23 protein-coding genes and 1 pseudogene are annotated in these 14,717 nt (G+C 62.0%); 11 read left to right on the top strand and 13 right to left on the bottom strand.

Features of this window, described 5'->3' with window-relative positions:
* Positions 1-199: 199 nt before the first annotated feature.
* Together JKG68_RS34760 and JKG68_RS20055 are read right to left on the bottom strand one after the other, a co-directional pair.
* Positions 200-610 carry a HEPN domain-containing protein gene (locus JKG68_RS34760; protein WP_202063063.1) on the bottom strand — a complete coding sequence of 137 codons (411 nt, stop codon included), beginning with the start codon at positions 608-610 and terminating at the stop codon, positions 200-202.
* The gene (locus JKG68_RS20055) at positions 607-984 is read right to left on the bottom strand and encodes a nucleotidyltransferase domain-containing protein (protein ID WP_202063061.1); all 378 of its coding nucleotides are present in this window, start codon (positions 982-984) and stop codon (positions 607-609) included. Before JKG68_RS20055 ends, JKG68_RS34760 begins: the two co-directional genes overlap by 4 nt.
* 623 nt (positions 985-1,607) lie before the next feature.
* On the opposite strand from JKG68_RS20055, the gene JKG68_RS20050 reads away from it, so the two are divergent.
* Together JKG68_RS20050 and JKG68_RS20045 are read left to right on the top strand one after the other, a co-directional pair.
* Positions 1,608-2,228 carry a DNA-binding protein gene (locus JKG68_RS20050; protein WP_202063059.1) on the top strand — a complete coding sequence of 207 codons (621 nt, stop codon included), beginning with the start codon at positions 1,608-1,610 and terminating at the stop codon, positions 2,226-2,228.
* Positions 2,225-2,860 carry an RES family NAD+ phosphorylase gene (locus JKG68_RS20045; RefSeq protein ID WP_202063057.1) on the top strand — a complete coding sequence of 212 codons (636 nt, stop codon included), beginning with the start codon at positions 2,225-2,227 and terminating at the stop codon, positions 2,858-2,860. Before JKG68_RS20050 ends, JKG68_RS20045 begins: the two co-directional genes overlap by 4 nt.
* Positions 2,861-2,879: 19 nt before the next feature.
* Here JKG68_RS20045 and JKG68_RS20040 read toward each other — a convergent pair whose 3' ends face one another.
* From JKG68_RS20040 to JKG68_RS20015, 6 genes are all read right to left on the bottom strand, one after another.
* A complete protein-coding gene (locus JKG68_RS20040) occupies positions 2,880-3,161 on the bottom strand; it encodes a PIN domain-containing protein (RefSeq protein ID WP_202063055.1) in 282 nt (93 codons plus the stop codon).
* Positions 3,151-3,381 carry an AbrB/MazE/SpoVT family DNA-binding domain-containing protein gene (locus JKG68_RS20035; protein WP_202063053.1) on the bottom strand — a complete coding sequence of 77 codons (231 nt, stop codon included), beginning with the start codon at positions 3,379-3,381 and terminating at the stop codon, positions 3,151-3,153. Before JKG68_RS20035 ends, JKG68_RS20040 begins: the two co-directional genes overlap by 11 nt.
* 152 nt (positions 3,382-3,533) lie before the next feature.
* Positions 3,534-3,944, bottom strand: coding sequence for an HNH endonuclease (locus JKG68_RS20030; protein WP_210346394.1), 411 nt, complete (start codon positions 3,942-3,944; stop codon positions 3,534-3,536).
* On the bottom strand, positions 3,919-4,200 hold the full coding sequence (locus JKG68_RS20025) for a hypothetical protein (RefSeq protein ID WP_202063049.1): 282 nt from the start codon (positions 4,198-4,200) through the stop codon (positions 3,919-3,921). Before JKG68_RS20025 ends, JKG68_RS20030 begins: the two co-directional genes overlap by 26 nt.
* 861 nt (positions 4,201-5,061) lie before the next feature.
* Positions 5,062-5,547 carry a PIN domain-containing protein gene (locus JKG68_RS20020; protein WP_202063047.1) on the bottom strand — a complete coding sequence of 162 codons (486 nt, stop codon included), beginning with the start codon at positions 5,545-5,547 and terminating at the stop codon, positions 5,062-5,064.
* 3 nt (positions 5,548-5,550) lie between these two features.
* On the bottom strand, positions 5,551-5,796 hold the full coding sequence (locus JKG68_RS20015; protein ID WP_202063045.1) for a type II toxin-antitoxin system Phd/YefM family antitoxin: 246 nt from the start codon (positions 5,794-5,796) through the stop codon (positions 5,551-5,553).
* A 254-nt stretch (positions 5,797-6,050) separates the two neighbouring features.
* Between JKG68_RS20015 and JKG68_RS20010 the strand changes: the two genes are divergently transcribed.
* From JKG68_RS20010 to JKG68_RS19990, 5 genes are all read left to right on the top strand, one after another.
* Complete coding sequence (locus JKG68_RS20010; RefSeq protein WP_202063138.1) at positions 6,051-6,371, top strand: type II toxin-antitoxin system PrlF family antitoxin; 321 nt, start codon at positions 6,051-6,053, stop codon at positions 6,369-6,371.
* A gap of 29 nt (positions 6,372-6,400) precedes the next feature.
* Positions 6,401-6,799, top strand: a complete 399-nt coding sequence (locus JKG68_RS20005) for a type II toxin-antitoxin system YhaV family toxin (RefSeq protein ID WP_312890888.1) — start codon at positions 6,401-6,403, stop codon at positions 6,797-6,799.
* Positions 6,800-6,934: 135 nt separating this feature from the next.
* Entirely contained in the window at positions 6,935-7,375 is a 441-nt protein-coding gene (locus JKG68_RS33550; protein WP_312890891.1) for a type II toxin-antitoxin system VapB family antitoxin, read from the top strand.
* 283 nt (positions 7,376-7,658) lie between these two features.
* Positions 7,659-7,934 carry a BrnT family toxin gene (locus JKG68_RS19995; protein ID WP_202063043.1) on the top strand — a complete coding sequence of 92 codons (276 nt, stop codon included), beginning with the start codon at positions 7,659-7,661 and terminating at the stop codon, positions 7,932-7,934.
* Entirely contained in the window at positions 7,909-8,274 is a 366-nt protein-coding gene (locus JKG68_RS19990) for a helix-turn-helix domain-containing protein (RefSeq protein WP_246515635.1), read from the top strand. Before JKG68_RS19995 ends, JKG68_RS19990 begins: the two co-directional genes overlap by 26 nt.
* Positions 8,275-8,412: 138 nt before the next feature.
* Here JKG68_RS19990 and JKG68_RS19985 read toward each other — a convergent pair whose 3' ends face one another.
* The 3 genes from JKG68_RS19985 to JKG68_RS19975 all read right to left on the bottom strand — a co-directional run bounded on the left by JKG68_RS19985 (position 8,413) and on the right by JKG68_RS19975 (position 9,691).
* Complete coding sequence (locus tag JKG68_RS19985; protein ID WP_202063041.1) at positions 8,413-8,931, bottom strand: RES family NAD+ phosphorylase; 519 nt, start codon at positions 8,929-8,931, stop codon at positions 8,413-8,415.
* Positions 8,928-9,383, bottom strand: a complete 456-nt coding sequence (locus tag JKG68_RS34755) for an antitoxin Xre/MbcA/ParS toxin-binding domain-containing protein (protein ID WP_202063039.1) — start codon at positions 9,381-9,383, stop codon at positions 8,928-8,930. Before JKG68_RS34755 ends, JKG68_RS19985 begins: the two co-directional genes overlap by 4 nt.
* Before the next feature lie 164 nt (positions 9,384-9,547).
* On the bottom strand, positions 9,548-9,691 hold the full coding sequence (locus tag JKG68_RS19975; protein WP_202063037.1) for a hypothetical protein: 144 nt from the start codon (positions 9,689-9,691) through the stop codon (positions 9,548-9,550).
* 188 nt (positions 9,692-9,879) lie between these two features.
* On the opposite strand from JKG68_RS19975, the gene JKG68_RS19970 reads away from it, so the two are divergent.
* Positions 9,880-10,188 carry a hypothetical protein gene (locus tag JKG68_RS19970; RefSeq protein WP_202063035.1) on the top strand — a complete coding sequence of 103 codons (309 nt, stop codon included), beginning with the start codon at positions 9,880-9,882 and terminating at the stop codon, positions 10,186-10,188.
* A gap of 164 nt (positions 10,189-10,352) precedes the next feature.
* Here JKG68_RS19970 and JKG68_RS19965 read toward each other — a convergent pair whose 3' ends face one another.
* A complete protein-coding gene (locus tag JKG68_RS19965; RefSeq protein ID WP_246515632.1) occupies positions 10,353-10,871 on the bottom strand; it encodes a ribonuclease toxin HepT-like protein in 519 nt (172 codons plus the stop codon).
* On the bottom strand, positions 10,858-11,178 hold the full coding sequence (locus JKG68_RS19960; protein WP_202063033.1) for a nucleotidyltransferase domain-containing protein: 321 nt from the start codon (positions 11,176-11,178) through the stop codon (positions 10,858-10,860). The genes JKG68_RS19965 and JKG68_RS19960 overlap by 14 nt, the downstream gene beginning before the upstream one ends.
* A gap of 577 nt (positions 11,179-11,755) precedes the next feature.
* Between JKG68_RS19960 and JKG68_RS19955 the strand changes: the two are divergent.
* The 3 genes and pseudogenes from JKG68_RS19955 to JKG68_RS19945 form a co-directional block, all read left to right on the top strand.
* Positions 11,756-12,018: pseudogene (locus JKG68_RS19955) on the top strand (AbrB/MazE/SpoVT family DNA-binding domain-containing protein); the annotation flags it as partial.
* Positions 12,019-12,547: 529 nt separating this feature from the next.
* Complete coding sequence (locus tag JKG68_RS19950) at positions 12,548-12,787, top strand: type II toxin-antitoxin system Phd/YefM family antitoxin (protein ID WP_202063130.1); 240 nt, start codon at positions 12,548-12,550, stop codon at positions 12,785-12,787.
* A 6-nt stretch (positions 12,788-12,793) separates the two neighbouring features.
* Entirely contained in the window at positions 12,794-13,180 is a 387-nt protein-coding gene (locus tag JKG68_RS19945; protein WP_202063031.1) for a type II toxin-antitoxin system VapC family toxin, read from the top strand.
* The last annotated feature ends 1,537 nt before the right edge of the window (positions 13,181-14,717 follow it).

Below are 14,717 nucleotides of genomic sequence, written 5' to 3'. Positions count from 1 at the left end.
TGGCCCGCGCGAGTCCTCCTCCCTCTTACTCCCGCGGCACGATCTTGCCCGACAAGGTCCACCTCTAACAACTCCCCTTCCCAATCGGCAGCGGCCGTTTCGAGCCATCTGCCCCAAGGTGCCGGATCTTCTTGCGCTTGACGTGCCCAGCCCTGCGAAGATCCCCGGTGGGGCGTCAGCTTCCGGCGTGCCGTGCTCCCTAAGCAGCCAATTCCACTGTGACAGCGTTCAAAAAGGCCTCAACCTTCTCGGCCCATTGCTCGATGTCCGCAGCTCTGGGCAATAGAGCGGCGGTCGCTGGGTCATCCGCCGGGTAACGCCATGCGGTTGCCCACGGCGTGAGCGCCCCTAGTGCTAGCGCGTCTCCAGCCAGCCGGTGTGACGCTGGAATTCCGGCTGCCGCAAGGGCAATGTCATGGCCCTGCCGCCCTCTGGGATATGCGATCCCAAGATGGGTCAACAGGGCCTTCACGCCTTTCTCAGCTGCTTGTTGGGTATGGTAGGCCGCCATCTCAAGATTCTGATCGGGTAATGGCATGAGGGACCGTCGGACGGCGTCGAGGTCGTTTGCCGCCGTCTCCAGCCACGCAGCTGCCGAGGCCGCACTCATGGCGCGGCTGCTTGGTCAAGCCGACCATGGATGACCACGCCATCTCTTGCAATATCGTGGCTGAGATTGTTGATCCCGGTCTTCTTCGCCTCGAACACTGACCGCCGGATCGGCACAACCTGGATTGGGATTCCAAGGTCAGACACCAGCGGCCAAAGGGTGACCGGGGTAAAGCGCCCCCACTCGACGGTGTCCGGTAAGATCACGCAAAGATCCCAGTCACTGTCATCATCGTTGTCGCCGCGAGCCCTGCTGCCAAACAGAATGATGGCCTCGGCGTCTGTTGCCTCGGCCAAGCGCACCGCCGCGATCTCGACCGCGGGGTCGAGACGCAGGTCTCCCCAAGGTGCAGGGCTATGGATCCGAGAATTCATGCTGAACAATGTAGTCCCCCAGAGAGGCCAATGAAAGCCTGCTGCCAGAGCTTGACAGCAGTGCCCTGGTTGTTTCCGGATATCCAATCATCAGCAACCTGAGGACACCGGTTGCATCCGTGTGCGCTGATCCAAGCGAAACTGCCGACCTCCTCCAGCATCTCGTGCGTGCACACCGTTATGAGCGCCGCGCCCTGCCACGCCGGAAAGCGGCAATCCGATCCTTCACCGAAGCCCTTGCCCAATCCGGATAGCCCGTGCTGTCCAACCAAGACAATCGCATCCATCTGTGCCCACCATGAAGGCTGGCCCGCCTCTCCCGCATCAGTACAGAGTGCCTTGTCGGCGCGGCTCGAACCGGTTTCCCGCACTCTCAACCGGAGGGTTCCGACAGGTCCCCTCAGCAGCTGGAGCGGACCGGATCAACCGCGGAATGCATCGGACGCGAGCAGCAATGAACCGAACCCATCCGGCACGACGTCAGATCGAGGGACATCGCGCGCCCAACGTCTGAGCCGCTCCCAGCCTGCATGTCGCACACCGCCAGGACTTGACCCCACGCCTCTGGTTGACATCGTCTTTCATGATCCTATTTTTCAACGATGACAACCAAGAAAACTGCCATGGCCCGCAAACCCGCTTCATCGGGCTTTATGCTGAACGTCCACGCCGAGCCCGACTCGGTCCAGGCGGCGTTCCTGCGCCGGGCCCTGTCCGCGCTCGAGCGGATCGCCGGCAGCGTCCCAGCGAAGACCCTGACGGACGCCCTCGCCGCGCCCACCGATGTCGGCTCGCTCGCCCAACTCCTGAGCCGCTCCGAGGTGGTGGGCTCGGCCGTCACCGCGCTTGACCCGCTCGCGCCGGCCCTGGCCCGCAACGTCGAGCACCGCCAGACCCTTATGAGCTTGGCCGGTGGTGTGCTGTCGGCCGACGCGGCTGGCCGAATCTTGGGGATCACGCGCCAGGCCGTCGACAAGCGGCGGCGCGTCGGCACCCTGCTCGCTGTGCGCGAGGCGAGCGACTGGCGCTATCCGGCCTGCCAGTTTGCCGACGGCGAGGTGGTGCCCGGCCTGCCGGACGTGGTGCGCGGGCTCAGTTCGGCGAGCCCCTGGGTGGCGTTGGACTTCCTCCTCGCTCCGGATACGGTCCTGGCGGGCCGGACACCGCTGGAGGCGCTCAAAGCCGGCGATCGCGATGCGGTGCTGCGTCTGGTCCGGGGAGCCCAAGGCGACGGCTTCGCGTGAGCCCCTCAGGCCCTTCCGGTCCCCGTGGACCGACAGGAGCCGCGCCCCCGCCGGCCTGGCTCCGCCGCACGCGCCTCCCGATCGACGTCCTGCCAGCCGGCACTGTCCTGCACCGGATCCACCGAACCTCGCTTGGACCCCTGTTCTTTGGCCCCGGCCCTGGCATCCCGCCAACCCATCGCTTCGACAGCGCGACCGGCCGGTTCGGCGTGCTGTATGTTGGCCTGAGCCGCGCCGGCGCGGTGGCGGAAACGCTGTTGCGCAACCCCCAGCGCCTGATGGTCGCCACTTCAGAGTTCATGGACCGCGCCGCAACGGAGCTGGTCTGCCGCCGTGACCTGCGCGTCGTTAAGCTTTATGGCGCTGGCCTGCAGGCGGTCGGTACGGACAATGCGATCTCCACTGGTCCCTACGAACCCTGCGGCCTGTGGTCAGACGCTCTCTGGGATCACCCGAACCAACCGGACGGGATCGCCTATCAGTCACGGCACGACTCGAACGAACTCTGCCTGGCGTTCCTCGAGCGTCCTGACATGACGTTCGCCATCCAGTCGACGAAGCCGCTGACGGGACTGCTGCACGAGATTGCGGCCCTGCTCGATGCCTACGGCAAATCCCTGTCGCCCACCTAGCGGGCAAGGTCGCGCCGACCTACTCGCGCGGCACGATCGTCCCGGACGGAGCCGGCTTCCACCGACTCCCCTTCCATTTAGCAGCGGCCGTTTCGAGCCATCCGCCCCAAGCAAGGACGTCGTACACCTCGTCCAAGCCCATCTTGAGTTTTGTCGTCATGACAGTCACGGCCTCGTTAAGTACCTGGACGCTGATCGTGCCGCCCTGCGCGACAAGAGCCTCAACCCGGTTGGCCTTAGTCACATCTCCGGAGAGCAGGTAGAGTAGGAGATTGGTGTCGAGGAAGGGTTTAGCGTTCATTGGCCTCGGACCGGTCGAACTTGAACCCTTCGGGAAGGCGGCCGCGATACTTGCGTAACCGGGCCAGCACCTCGGCCACCTCAGGCTTCTTCGAGACCTCGAAAACCCGGGCTCCCGCGACCATGATTTCGATATCGTCGCCTTCCTTGAGCCCCATGGCCTCAACGACCGCAGCTGGGAGACGAACCGCAAGGGAATTGCCCCATTTTGCGACTTGCATCAGACCCTTCATGATACACGTTCTGGATAATGGATATCTGAGCCATTGGCGGCAGACCGCAAGCCGGCCCTTAGGATCGGCTGTCATTTGAGCGACCGTGATCAGCCCTGCCACCAAGCCGTCACCCCCCGGGCGTGGAGCCCCTCCCTGTCTTACTCGCGCGGCACGATCTTGCCGGACAAGGTCCGCTTCCACCGGCTGCCCTTGCCAAACGGCAGCGGCCGTTTGGAGGCCTCCGCACCGATGTGCTGGATCTTCTGCCGCTTGGCGTGCGCTGCGCGCCGGTGATCCTCCCGGGTCTTGGTGACAGCGCACGCCTCGTGCGCCGGTCCGATGTTAGAAAGGTCATCCACACCCCCGAGCTCCAACGCGCGAATGTGCTCCGCGATCCAGCGCTCGCGCACCCCATCGATCCGGCGTGTGCACAGCACGCACACCCCGCCGGTGCTCTCCCACACCTGCAGACGACGCCGGGGGCTGAGCTTGCGCCGTGCTGTGGTGCTGACGTCCTCGGTCGCAACAAACGGCATCACCGGCTCACGGCTGCTCGCTGTCAGGCTCAAAGTGCCTCCGCCCTGAGCCTGCAGCGGGATCATTTCCGAGCAGGTGCACCGCCTGACGCACCAGGCGCTCCCACTCCCGAAACACTGCGTCACAGCGGGCGATCAGACTGGCAAGCTCGTGGTCCCGCGCCGGGTCGATCGGAACCAACCGGGCCTGCACGCCGAGAGAGGCTACGGTTGCTGGCGGATCCTGCTCTCCCGCGCCGTCACCCAACGGGTGGCTGTTCGGGCCGGGCGTTTGCGGTGCTTTGCTCATGGGTCGGTCTCCTGCGTAAAAGATGACAAGGCGGGGCGGAAAGGGCTCGAGGCCACCCGCAGTCCCGGGCGAGGAGCGCTTGCGCGGATAGTCGGCCTGCTGGGTTCATGAGGGTTGCGATTCCATTGTCATTCGGCATGAGTGCTGCTGCCTGCGATTGCGACAAGATAACAATATAACGTTAATTATGCTTTGTCAAGTGGATCGACTGGCAGACCTCGATTGGCTTCACCTCAGCCTGCTACCGGTTGACTGCCAACCAGCCCCTGCCCTGACCGCCTTCCCTCGTCGTCCGCCGGTGCCTCGACCGCCTCTCCCGCCCTACGAAACCTGATTGCGCTTTCCAAACAGCTCAGGGCGCGAGCAGACCGCCAAGACACGTGGAGGGTGACCGAGCAGCACAGTGAAAGCGGAGGCAACCTGATGCAGGCATGGTGCCGCATCAGGGGCTGTCCACTGCCTGCGCTCCCGCCACATCGGTCTCCCTGCCCCATGGCCGCCTCTCGTGTTCCTCGCTCGCCCTTGCTCCGGGTTGCTCCTGAAGCCTCATCGCGAGCCTCCGGAGGAGCTGAATAGATCCGGGCGCTGGGCCTCGCGCTCCACCATGGAGCGGATCCGTCAGGCCATGTTGCGCGAGATCGCCAGCGGCAGGACCTCCGCATAACAGGCCAGCAGCGATAGTCCCGTCCGGTTTTGGAGGCCTCGACGGGCCACCGCCAGAGAGCACGGGGGCGGGGCTCAGCCGAGGTCATCCGGGCGCTTGCGGTCGCCAACCCGCAGAGCCCATGAGGGTGGGTGCTCATCGCTTGGCGAGAGCGTTCTGTCCCTTATCCCTCCTGCTCCCCGATGTGCCGCGCGGCGCTACTCGCTGTCTCGCTCGGCGCTCACGGCCTGATCGGCGCGGTCGGGAGAGATGAATTCCATAGGCTCCCTCACCAGGGAGGTCAGGGGCCGGAAGTGCTTCATGTTGCTGGTGATGATAATAAGATCACGGCTCATGGCGGTTGCGGCAATCGCCACGTCTGCAAAGCCGGGTGCATGCCCCTGGGCCCGGGCGCGGTCCAGCAGCATCCCGGCGACATGCGCTGCCTTGAGATCGAACGGCAGGATTCGGTCGCCGTAGAGGTGGCAAACCGCTGTCCACCAGTCCGAGAGATCGCTGGCCTTGCGGGACGCCCCCTCCCTAAAGAGCTTGGTGATTCCGTCATGAATTTCGGCCGCCGTCACGACGGAAAGGTAGAGAGCGTCCGTGTGCCGCTCCAGCGCCTCCCGAAACACGCTGGTCTGTTCGTCCTGCCGCTTGGTCGGGGCAAACGTCGATATGATGTTGGTATCGAGCAGGAACACGCGTCAGAACTCCACTTGGCGGTCGTGCGGGCTTCGAGTGCGCTCGGGAATGTCACTCTCTTCGATTGGGGCGCCCAACAGGAGCTTGGCGAAGGATGGCACATTTGAAAGGCGCTCCCATTCATCCCAGGAGACGAGGACCGCCACCCTGTGGCCGTGTCGGGTAATGATCTGCGGCTCCCCCTCGACCGCCTTATCCACAAGGCCTGAAAACTCGGATTTCGCCTGCCGTATCTGCACTTCGGCCATATCGATCTCCCTATGTGACTACTGTAGTCACATAGGGAGTGAAGAGGGAGCAGTCAATCGATATGGGGACGAGGTGGGACGCATTGGCTCATCTGATCCACGTCACGTCGGGCCCCGGGTCCTTCAACCCCGAAGTGAGGTGAACGGCAACCGCGCCGAATCCCCGATTACCCTTGATCTACAATGCACTTACATTCCCATTTGCAATGCAAATGTATTGCCCCTGTGAGAACGTGGGACCCGAAGAGGTCTAGATAGCCAAGCCTTCCGTATTCAAGATCGAAGCCACCATCACGGAGCGTGGCCAGACCACGGTTCCCGCCCATATCAGGAAGATGCTGGCCGTCAAGAAGACCGGCCGGGTCGTCTTCCGCGGGATGCCGGATGGGAGGGTTGAAATCGACCGGAAGGATGAAAATGAGGTTTACACGGATCCGGTGATCTCCAAGTTCCTCGGTTTCTTGGAACAGGACCTGAAGGCGCGTGGCAAGGACGCCATCCGGCCCGTTCCGCAATCCTTCCTCGACGATTATCACGAGCTTTCTAACCTAGACATCGACCTCAACGCCCCCTGACGGGTGATGACGAGCGAGGGAACCAGCCATTGTCTTCCTCAGGTGGAGCATCTACGCCCAACCGCTCTTCCTCGCACAGCTCAAGGCCTATCAAGCGGCCCGGCAGAAGCATCCCCAAACTTGGAAGACGAAGACGCCGACCAAGCTTTACGCGGCCCTCCTCAAGATGGCGTTCGAGGTCATCCCTGCCGCCCCGACGAACGAAGATTTTCCGGCAGGGATCGACACGCGGGACGGAGAACAAGCACTGGTTCAGCGCGAAATTTCTCCAGCAATTCCGGCTCTTCTTTCGATATTCGGAGGACAAGAAGGCAATCGTCCTCGCGTGGGTCAACGATGATCGCACCAACCGGGCCTATGGCTCGAAGCCGGATGCCTACGCGGTCTTCAAGAAGATGCTCGACGCTGGCGATCTCCCGGGAAGCTAGGATGCATTGATGAAGGCCAGCGCCACCGTCGGGAACGCGGAGCGGTTCAGGGCCAACGCGGGCTAGGAGTAATCGCTCCTCCCGCCTGTTCGAGACCGTTGACCTCCCCCCTCGATCATACACAGCTTGACGGTAGTGCAACCCGGTACCGCCTGGCTATGCAATCATCAGCAGCCTGACGAAGCCCCATTCATTGAGGCAAGCTCACCCCAGGCGAGACTGCCGACCTTTTCCGGCATCCTGGAGACGACGGAACGGCAGCTACGGCTGCACTTGCGTCGCAAGCATATTTGGATCTTTATCGGTGGATATTCGAATACTCAGCGCGAGACCGCGATGCCCCTCACCATCAAGGATGATGCGACAGCTGATCTCGTTACCCAACCTGCTAAGCTTCCCGATCTGACCAAGCAAGACGTTGTGCGCCTCGCTGTTCAGGCCGAGCTGGACAGAGTTCAATCGGCCGTCCCGCTCCGAGCCCGAGTGCAAGCGCTGCGGGCTGCCCATCCCCTCCCGCCCCCAACAAGCAAAACCACCGATAAGGACTTCTTCGACGACCTTTCGGACGGCCTGTGACCATCCTTGCGGATGCGTCGGCTCTCATCGATGTCATCGCCAGAGAGGCGGAGGCCGACAGGCTTGTGGATCGGCTTGCGGCTGACCCGCGACGGTTGCGCTCGCCTGTCGCCGTCTGGGAAACCGGCGCCAGGCTGTGCTTGGGCTGCGGCGGCATTGAAACTAGCTCGCACAGAACGGGCTTAGAGTAGCTTCCTTCTACGGCAGATCCATTGACTCTCGCATACCCATTAACACTATACGGGATACCCGTACGATTATCATGTGAATACGCCAGCCGAATTTGACACGGGACGGTGCCAAGGCTTCCGCCAATGAAGCTAAGCACCGTGTCCACTTTGATTATGCGGCAGCTGTATTCTTGGACGGCAATCGGCTCCATCCCGACACCGCCCGCGCAGCCGACGGCGAGGAACGCCGCAAGGCTATTGGGCTCATCGGCGGCACGCTCTACAGGGTGGTCTATACCCGGCGCGGCTCCGTCTGCCGCCTCATCTCAGCGCGCCGATCCAATGCCAAGGAGATCACGAGCTATGGCTATCATCCGCAAGACCCTTGAGGATCTCCGGTCCAACCCACCTCGTCTTACCCCGGCACAGCGCGCGCGCCTCGAAGCGATGACGGAGGAGGAGATCGAGCGTAATGCGCGCGAGGACCACGACAACCCGCCCGCCTCCGATGCGGAACTGGCGCGCGCCGCGGCCGCCCGTGCCGTGCGCCGGGCTCGTGAGCGCACGGGGCTGAGCCAGGCCAAGTTCGCAGAACGGTTTCAGATCAATCTCGCTCGCCTGAAGGATTGGGAGCAGGGCCGGTTCATGCCGAACACGGTGGCCCTCGCCTACCTAAAGGTGATCGAAACGGACCCCAAGGCCGTGGCGCGGGCGATTGATGCGGCTTAGTCGGAGAACCGGAAAAGGTCAGAGACGCCAAGCCTGGCGTGCGCGATCTCGATGAGGCAAACACCGCTCCGGTGGCACAACCGCTCAGCGCTGCCACTGGGCCCATCAATAGCCATGGCTCAACTCATTCCGCGGCCTCTAGACCCAAGAGCGCTGATTGTGCGGAAGCTGGTGGTTGGGATCATACACAGTGACACGGTGAGGCAGCGTATCGCCCCAGTCCCACAGGACGAGGTTGGCCCAGTCTGCCCTGGCGCCGACAGCAAACGACGGCACGAGGGCGCCGGCGAAGCCTTCGTCCATAAGACGCCGCGCCATCTGCCACGAGGGTGGTATGATGCCGGCGGCCGCGAGGCCAAACCAGGCGCAAGCCGTGTCAGCGAAATCAACGGTGTGCAAGTAACGCCCCTCTGGGGTTCGCAAGTCCGCCAGATCATCACAATCGACATCGTAGCTGCACAGGGTGCAGGGCGTGAATTTGAGCAAAAAGCCTTGGTTGATCTCCAGAAAGGCGCCCTCCAGCGTCAGAGCCAAATACAAGGCCTCGACCCCTTTGGGGTTGAACCGTCCGCCATGGATTGCGGCGCCGGCCCCAGATGTGGGCGTAAACGACCACCGGGGATCATGCGCCCGGTAGCACACGCCCTGGAACCTCAAGCAAAGCCGCCCATAGCGAGATGATCAAGGTAGTCCCGCAGGGCTCCGGCTTTGCCGTCCTTCACGAGAGCCTCAGCCGTTCGACCGCCGAAAGCCGGGATCGGCTGCGCCCGATACCAGGCCATGGCCTGATCCTGGCCGCCGGCCCAGTCTTTCACCCGCTCCACAATCTCGACCATCTCGCGAACGCGCGTCTGCGTTTTGGGCGCCTGCGCCCGCTCAGGCTTGTAGAGAGCCTCTCGATTGACGCCGATGGTCTCCGCCAACTGGCTCTTGGACATGCGCAAAGCCTGAGCCACTCGCTCGGGAGCCAAACGACCATGGGCATCATAGAGGGACCGAAGCTGGAACCTGTCGTCCCCGAGAACCGGTCCCGCAGTCGCACTGCGAGCGGCTTTGCGCCGAGAACCGCGTGTGCCAGGCGCCTTCGCTGATCGGGCTGTCACGGCCATAACTCTGATCCTTTGCCATATATAACAGGCATAATATCTACCATCGTGTCGCGGTGACAACCCCTCTGTGCTGTTACGCCCTCGCCACAGACCCTAGCATCTTCCACCTGTGCAGCCTGGTCTGGAGCGTGTTCCAGTTTTGCTCCAGCACACCCGGGCCGGTGTCAGCCGAGCATCTGAGGCGTCTCCTGGGTCAGACGGCCCCAGTCCTGACGCACGCAGTTGTAACGGACGAGGAGACGGGCAACCTCACGCTCGCACTCCGGGTCAGCCGGGATCAAGCACGCCTGCATGCCGAGGTAGGCCACGGTTGCTGGCTCAGACCGAGGCACAGATCGGTTGCTCTGAGTTCTTGCTTGGCGGGCCCTCGCCCCTGATACTCTGGTCACAACGACTCCCCGTAAAAGACTGTTTACGATGTATCGTTAAGCAGCCCTGTCAAGGCTCGCCCCGCCGGGATCAGGGTATGTTTCAAGCAACACGGCGGAGATCAGAGATGGCCAATTCTACCCGAAAGCAAACCATGCAGAAATATTCGCAGCGTCGCTGCCAACAGCGCCTGACTCGCTTCGAGGTGCTGGGGTTTGCTTCAGACCGGAATGTCATTCGCCAGATCGCCCAACGTCTGGCTCGCAACGACGGCGAGGCGGCACGGCTTCGAGCCGAACCCCGCTGCAGTCTCATAGGCGAACCGCTGGAACAGGGAGGCATCCTGGCTGCGTTGCGAGTATCCCCCCTCGTGGGAGCCAATCTCGACCTAACCCGTGAGATCACCTCAGGTCGCAAGATTGTTCCATTCGCCTAAACTGGATTCGGGTTCAGACAGATGAACCCGGCACTCTCGACGCCGACCTCGCCAGAACCAAGCGGATCCAAAGACACGAAGCGTCGCCCTCAAACGGCTGGAGGTCCCTCAAACGTGCCTTCGTGTTCAGGCCGCACTTAGTGGCAACTGCCACCAGCCTAGCGCTAGCGTTCCGGTCCGCCAGACACGGCGCTATCATGATCGTCGCCGTCCCTCATCGTCCTCTCCAAGTCGGTCACTGCGGCGATAAACGCGGGAAAGACGTTCTGGAGAAGCTTAAGGTTTTCGATGACCTTGTCGGGCTTCAGGTCGAAGCCGTATCGGTGGCGCACGAGATGGCGAAATCCCTTGAGTTCTGTAAGAGCCTCATAGAGGCCGCGGTCGAGCAGCGCCGGACGTATTCCGGCAACGTCCGCCGCCATTTGGTCGAGGACATCCTGATGGGCCGAAGCCCCCGTTGGGACGGCGTCATCGACATCTCTCGCAACACTCAGGAGAACGTCCTCGATCCCGTTGTAGACGTTGTGGATGCCCGACGAGACTGCCGACATGGCTCCCCAATCTCCGTCTGCCACCTCAACCGAATGGCTCTCGTAATATTGCCGCATCTGTGCCAACTCGCGCTCAGCTCGCGCGATCTTCGGAGAAAGCCTCGCAAAGACCGGCAGGCTAAACGACGTCATGCAGGATCTCCTGAAGGCGATCTTCGGTCAGGTCGTCCTCAAAGATAAGATCGTAAGGGATCTTGGACCCGCGCGTGGCGTCGGCCACCAGCCTTTCGGCCAGAAGACGCCGCTTGGGGGTCACCGGACCACGAACGAGAAGGTCGATATCTGAATGTGAGCGGAAGTCGCCTTTCGCCAGGGAGCCAACCAAAGTTATGTCGATCCCCGCGTTGCCCGCGTCCTGCAGGATCCGAGCAACGGCTGCGGACGCAAGCTCGTACCGCGTCTCACGTCTCTTCGCTGTCAGTGAGTCCATCCTGTTCATGCGGGATTCCATTCTCATTCAACCCTATCGCATCAAGAGGCAAGCGGGAAGCCAGCACCATCACTCCACGAGGCCCAATCGCCGACGCCTGGTGGCATTTGGGACCGAAGTGCGGACTAATGTCTGTCAGGCGCGCAAGGCCAGATGCGAACGCAGCCTGGAGCGTCCACGGCATTCAGCGCCGCTAATGGCGCCAGTCAGGCCGCTTGAACACCAATTCACCGGATGGACGCCTCGACCGTCAGGCAGCGGCCCCGGTCGGTCACACTGGACACCCGTGTTGCGAGAGCTATGGCCGTCGGATCAAAGCACGCTCTTGGAAGCCCCCGATAGGTCCAGACAGATGAGCCGGGGCCCGCGACGCGGACTCCATCAGGGCCAAGCGGATCCAAAGCACGAAGCGCCGCTTTCAGACGGATGACGTCACTCAAACGTGCCGTCGTGTTCAGGCCGCAGGAGCAGGTGGCAGCCTTCCTGACGGAGCAACTGCTCGACCGGCCTTAGTGAGCCGCAGGCTTGCACCATTTCACACGAGCTTTATCTTACCTTTGTTTTACTCGCTCGCGGGAGCCTTCAGATGACGGGTAACGAACGGCTGACAACGCGGGTGTCCACCAAAGGTCAGGTTATCCTCCCCAAGGCGATCCGGCAGCAGCGGAGCTGGCAGCCGGAACCCGTCTGGTGGTCGAAGACACACCGGATGGCGTGCTCCTGAAGGCAGTGCCCCTGTTTGCTCCGACTCGGCCGGAGGACGTGTATGGATCCTTGCCTCCCAAAGGAGCCGCGAAGACCCTTGAGGAGATGGACGCGAGCATCGTGACGGAAGCCCAGCGGCGCCATCGGGTACGCCCCGGCGATGATCGCCTTCATGACGACTTCGGCGCAAAGCTCTTGGCCTGCACGGGACGGGTCGCCAAGGACCTCGATCTTGAGTTTTGATCGTGCCGCCACGTTGCGGCGGCTCGCCCCGCAGGGCACTGGATATGAATATCACTGCCCTTGCTGCCATGAAGGGCCGGCTCAGGGTGAACGACCACGGGAACGACTTTTGCTGTGCTGTGCAGCTCAGCGGGCCGCCTTGATGTCTCAGACATGTGACGCTGAGCGATCACCCTAGCCGGATCCGAAGAAACCAAGGTCAGGGACGACCACGGGAGGCCTACCGATCATCCCCACCACTGGAGCGTTGGGCCTCGCCTGGTCGAGAGAAATCTCCTCCCCCTCAACAGCTGCCCCGCTTGCTGCCTTGGTGTCAGGTCCACCCGATCATTGACGTCCGGGGCTGTTCCGATACGCCGTGGTGCCACAGGCGAACTTGAAGTCCAGCGGTTAAAGACTAAGTCAACTGAACTAAGTTTAAGGAGATATGATGCAGATCGTGAACATCCATGAAGCCAAAACACACTTGTCTCGGCTCGTCGAAAAGGCGGCTCGCGGGGAAGGGTTTGTAATCGCCAAGGCTGGCAAACCGCTCGTTAAGGTAACAGCGCTGGACACTCCAGCGGCGGGACAAAGCCGGCGGCTTGGCTTCTTGGCCGGGCAAATCGCCGTGCCGGACGATTTTGACCAGATCGGCAGCGCGGAAATAGAACACCTGTTCAGGGGGTGAGACCTGATGAAGGTGTTGCTGGACACTCATCTGCTGCTCTGGGCGGCTGGAGACCCTGATCGGCTTCCAACCGCAGCACGGCCCTTCCTTGAAGACCTCCAGAACGACCTGCTGTTCAGTCCAGCAAGTCTGTGGGAGGTCGCCATCAAAAGGGGACTTGATCGTCTGGACTTCCGGGTTGATCCGCGGCTTCTGCGGCGGGGTCTTCTCGACAACGGCTATACTGAACTCCCGATCATGAGTGTACACGCGGTGGAAGTTGAGGCCCTTCCTCCCATTCACAAGGATCCGTTTGATCGGATCCTTGTGGCCCAATCGATGGTTGAAGGGATTTTGCTTCTCACATCTGATCCGGTTGTCGCTCGCTATCCAGGTCCTGTGCACCTTATTTGACGCCCTCACCGGCTCGCACATCCAGAATGAGCGGGACCTCTTCGGGCCCGAGCGCCTCGTCTGCAACTGGCGCAGGAACGGAACGAACAGCAGCAAGCTCGTCGCGGAATTCGCGCCGGAGGTTGCTGCCGGTTGGGCGCTCTGGAGCTTTGACGCAGTCATCGCGACAAAGAAAAAGCGCCCACTTGGGGCGCTTTCGAATGCCTGGCCGTAGGGGCAAATGCGGGCCGGAGCGGCATCAACATACAAGCGTCGTTTTGGTTACACGGCAGGCCAATGTTTTTTCTGAGAACCTGCCCCATTCCGGCCAAGGTTAAGCTTAGGTTAACGCCTGCCGTAGGGGCAACTACGGGCCGAGGGCCGCGTCTAGGTTCATCATTGGGACCAGGCGCGGCCTATTCCACTGGAGAGGGGCGTATCCCATGATGCAGGTCGTCAAGAAAACCACTCAGGACGGAACCTACACGGTCTACGTTCAGGGCAAACCAATCGCATGGGGCCTCAGCAGCATAGCCGCAGACCGCCTTGTTGAGAGGCTGCTCCGCGCACGGAGCGTTCCGGAATTAGCATGAGCGTCCCTGGCAGCGGAAGGCGGAGTGTTGTGTGGCTATCCACTGGCGCGGGCGGAGCGACTCGCCTCCACCTACGGATCTACTCCTCCACGACTCCGGGGTTGAGTAACGAGTTCACGTGGCTTTGAATCGTTGACTCAGAGTGTGGGAGAAGGCTCCCGGGGCATGCTAGAAATTTAGACCAGTATCCTACGCACTCGTTGCGAGGTCAGACAAGGATTTGGGTATTCTCTGCCGAAGCCGCACGGTCGTGGTACACTGAACCGTATGGAGAGGAGGCAGGTATGCGGGCAAACCGCCACAAACCTCATCTCATATCACCGCACGACTGCCCGGCAGTCTTGCCTCCAGGCCTCTGTGCGGCGTTCATCCTTGGCCTTGGTCTTCTTCTGCCCTTCTCTGCCGGCGCTCAAACACAAGATCCGCAGCAAGCTGCCCTGGACGACTCTGTGGCCGGCAGAATGCTGGGTACCAAATGCCCCTCCTGGCAGATCGATCCGGCTGAGGCTCGCACGCGATTTGCACAGCTCAATCTTCATCCGGCTGACTGGCAAGAGGGTGGACGCCACGCCCGCTTTTTTGACGAACGCCTGTCCTTCTATGGCAGTCTTCTCTCCCGCATGCCTGAGGCGCGTGTCTGCGGGGCAGCGGAAGAGGCGTTCGGGCCGAATGGACGGGTCAGGAAAGGCTGGATGAAACGGCAGGGATAGAGCGTCGCCTCATCCCTGCCCGCGTCAGCGGTAGGCGGATGTGGTGTGGCGGTGTCGGAGTGTGCCTAGTCAGACACCATCAGAGAGGCCGCAAGCGCACGGTTCTTGATGCTGGAGGCTCTATGCTCGTGGCATCTTCGCTGAAGCAGCTCAGTGAGCTTAGACTGACCTTGTTGCTCTAACTGTCTGGATGCGAGACCTCCTTGGCGGCAGCGACGACTTGGAGGGCTGGTGGCAAAGCGTCTGGATCGGGTG

Source organism: Microvirga aerilata (assembly GCF_016743775.1).
Classification (GTDB): Bacteria; Pseudomonadota; Alphaproteobacteria; order Rhizobiales; family Beijerinckiaceae; genus Microvirga; species Microvirga aerilata.
Note: the sequence above shows the minus strand (reverse complement) of the source record. Positions and strands in the feature narration are given on the sequence as shown.

Excerpts from the sequence above, each read along its gene's own strand:
- JKG68_RS34760 (WP_202063063.1), bottom strand. The coding sequence starts at position 610 with ATGAGTGCGGCCTCGGCAGCTGCGTGGCTGGAGACGGCGGCAAACGAC.
- JKG68_RS20055 (WP_202063061.1), bottom strand. The coding sequence starts at position 984 with ATGAATTCTCGGATCCATAGCCCTGCACCTTGGGGAGACCTGCGTCTC.
- JKG68_RS20050 (WP_202063059.1), top strand. The coding sequence starts at position 1,608 with ATGGCCCGCAAACCCGCTTCATCGGGCTTTATGCTGAACGTCCACGCC.
- JKG68_RS20040 (WP_202063055.1), bottom strand. The coding sequence starts at position 3,161 with ATGAACGCTAAACCCTTCCTCGACACCAATCTCCTACTCTACCTGCTC.
- JKG68_RS20035 (WP_202063053.1), bottom strand. The coding sequence starts at position 3,381 with ATGCAAGTCGCAAAATGGGGCAATTCCCTTGCGGTTCGTCTCCCAGCT.
- JKG68_RS20025 (WP_202063049.1), bottom strand. The coding sequence starts at position 4,200 with ATGAGCAAAGCACCGCAAACGCCCGGCCCGAACAGCCACCCGTTGGGT.
- JKG68_RS20015 (WP_202063045.1), bottom strand. The coding sequence starts at position 5,796 with ATGGCCGAAGTGCAGATACGGCAGGCGAAATCCGAGTTTTCAGGCCTT.
- JKG68_RS19990 (WP_246515635.1), top strand. The coding sequence starts at position 7,909 with ATGGCTATCATCCGCAAGACCCTTGAGGATCTCCGGTCCAACCCACCT.
- JKG68_RS34755 (WP_202063039.1), bottom strand. The coding sequence starts at position 9,383 with ATGGCCGTGACAGCCCGATCAGCGAAGGCGCCTGGCACACGCGGTTCT.
- JKG68_RS19970 (WP_202063035.1), top strand. The coding sequence starts at position 9,880 with ATGGCCAATTCTACCCGAAAGCAAACCATGCAGAAATATTCGCAGCGT.
- JKG68_RS19965 (WP_246515632.1), bottom strand. The coding sequence starts at position 10,871 with ATGACGTCGTTTAGCCTGCCGGTCTTTGCGAGGCTTTCTCCGAAGATC.
- JKG68_RS19960 (WP_202063033.1), bottom strand. The coding sequence starts at position 11,178 with ATGAACAGGATGGACTCACTGACAGCGAAGAGACGTGAGACGCGGTAC.
- JKG68_RS19950 (WP_202063130.1), top strand. The coding sequence starts at position 12,548 with ATGCAGATCGTGAACATCCATGAAGCCAAAACACACTTGTCTCGGCTC.
- JKG68_RS19945 (WP_202063031.1), top strand. The coding sequence starts at position 12,794 with ATGAAGGTGTTGCTGGACACTCATCTGCTGCTCTGGGCGGCTGGAGAC.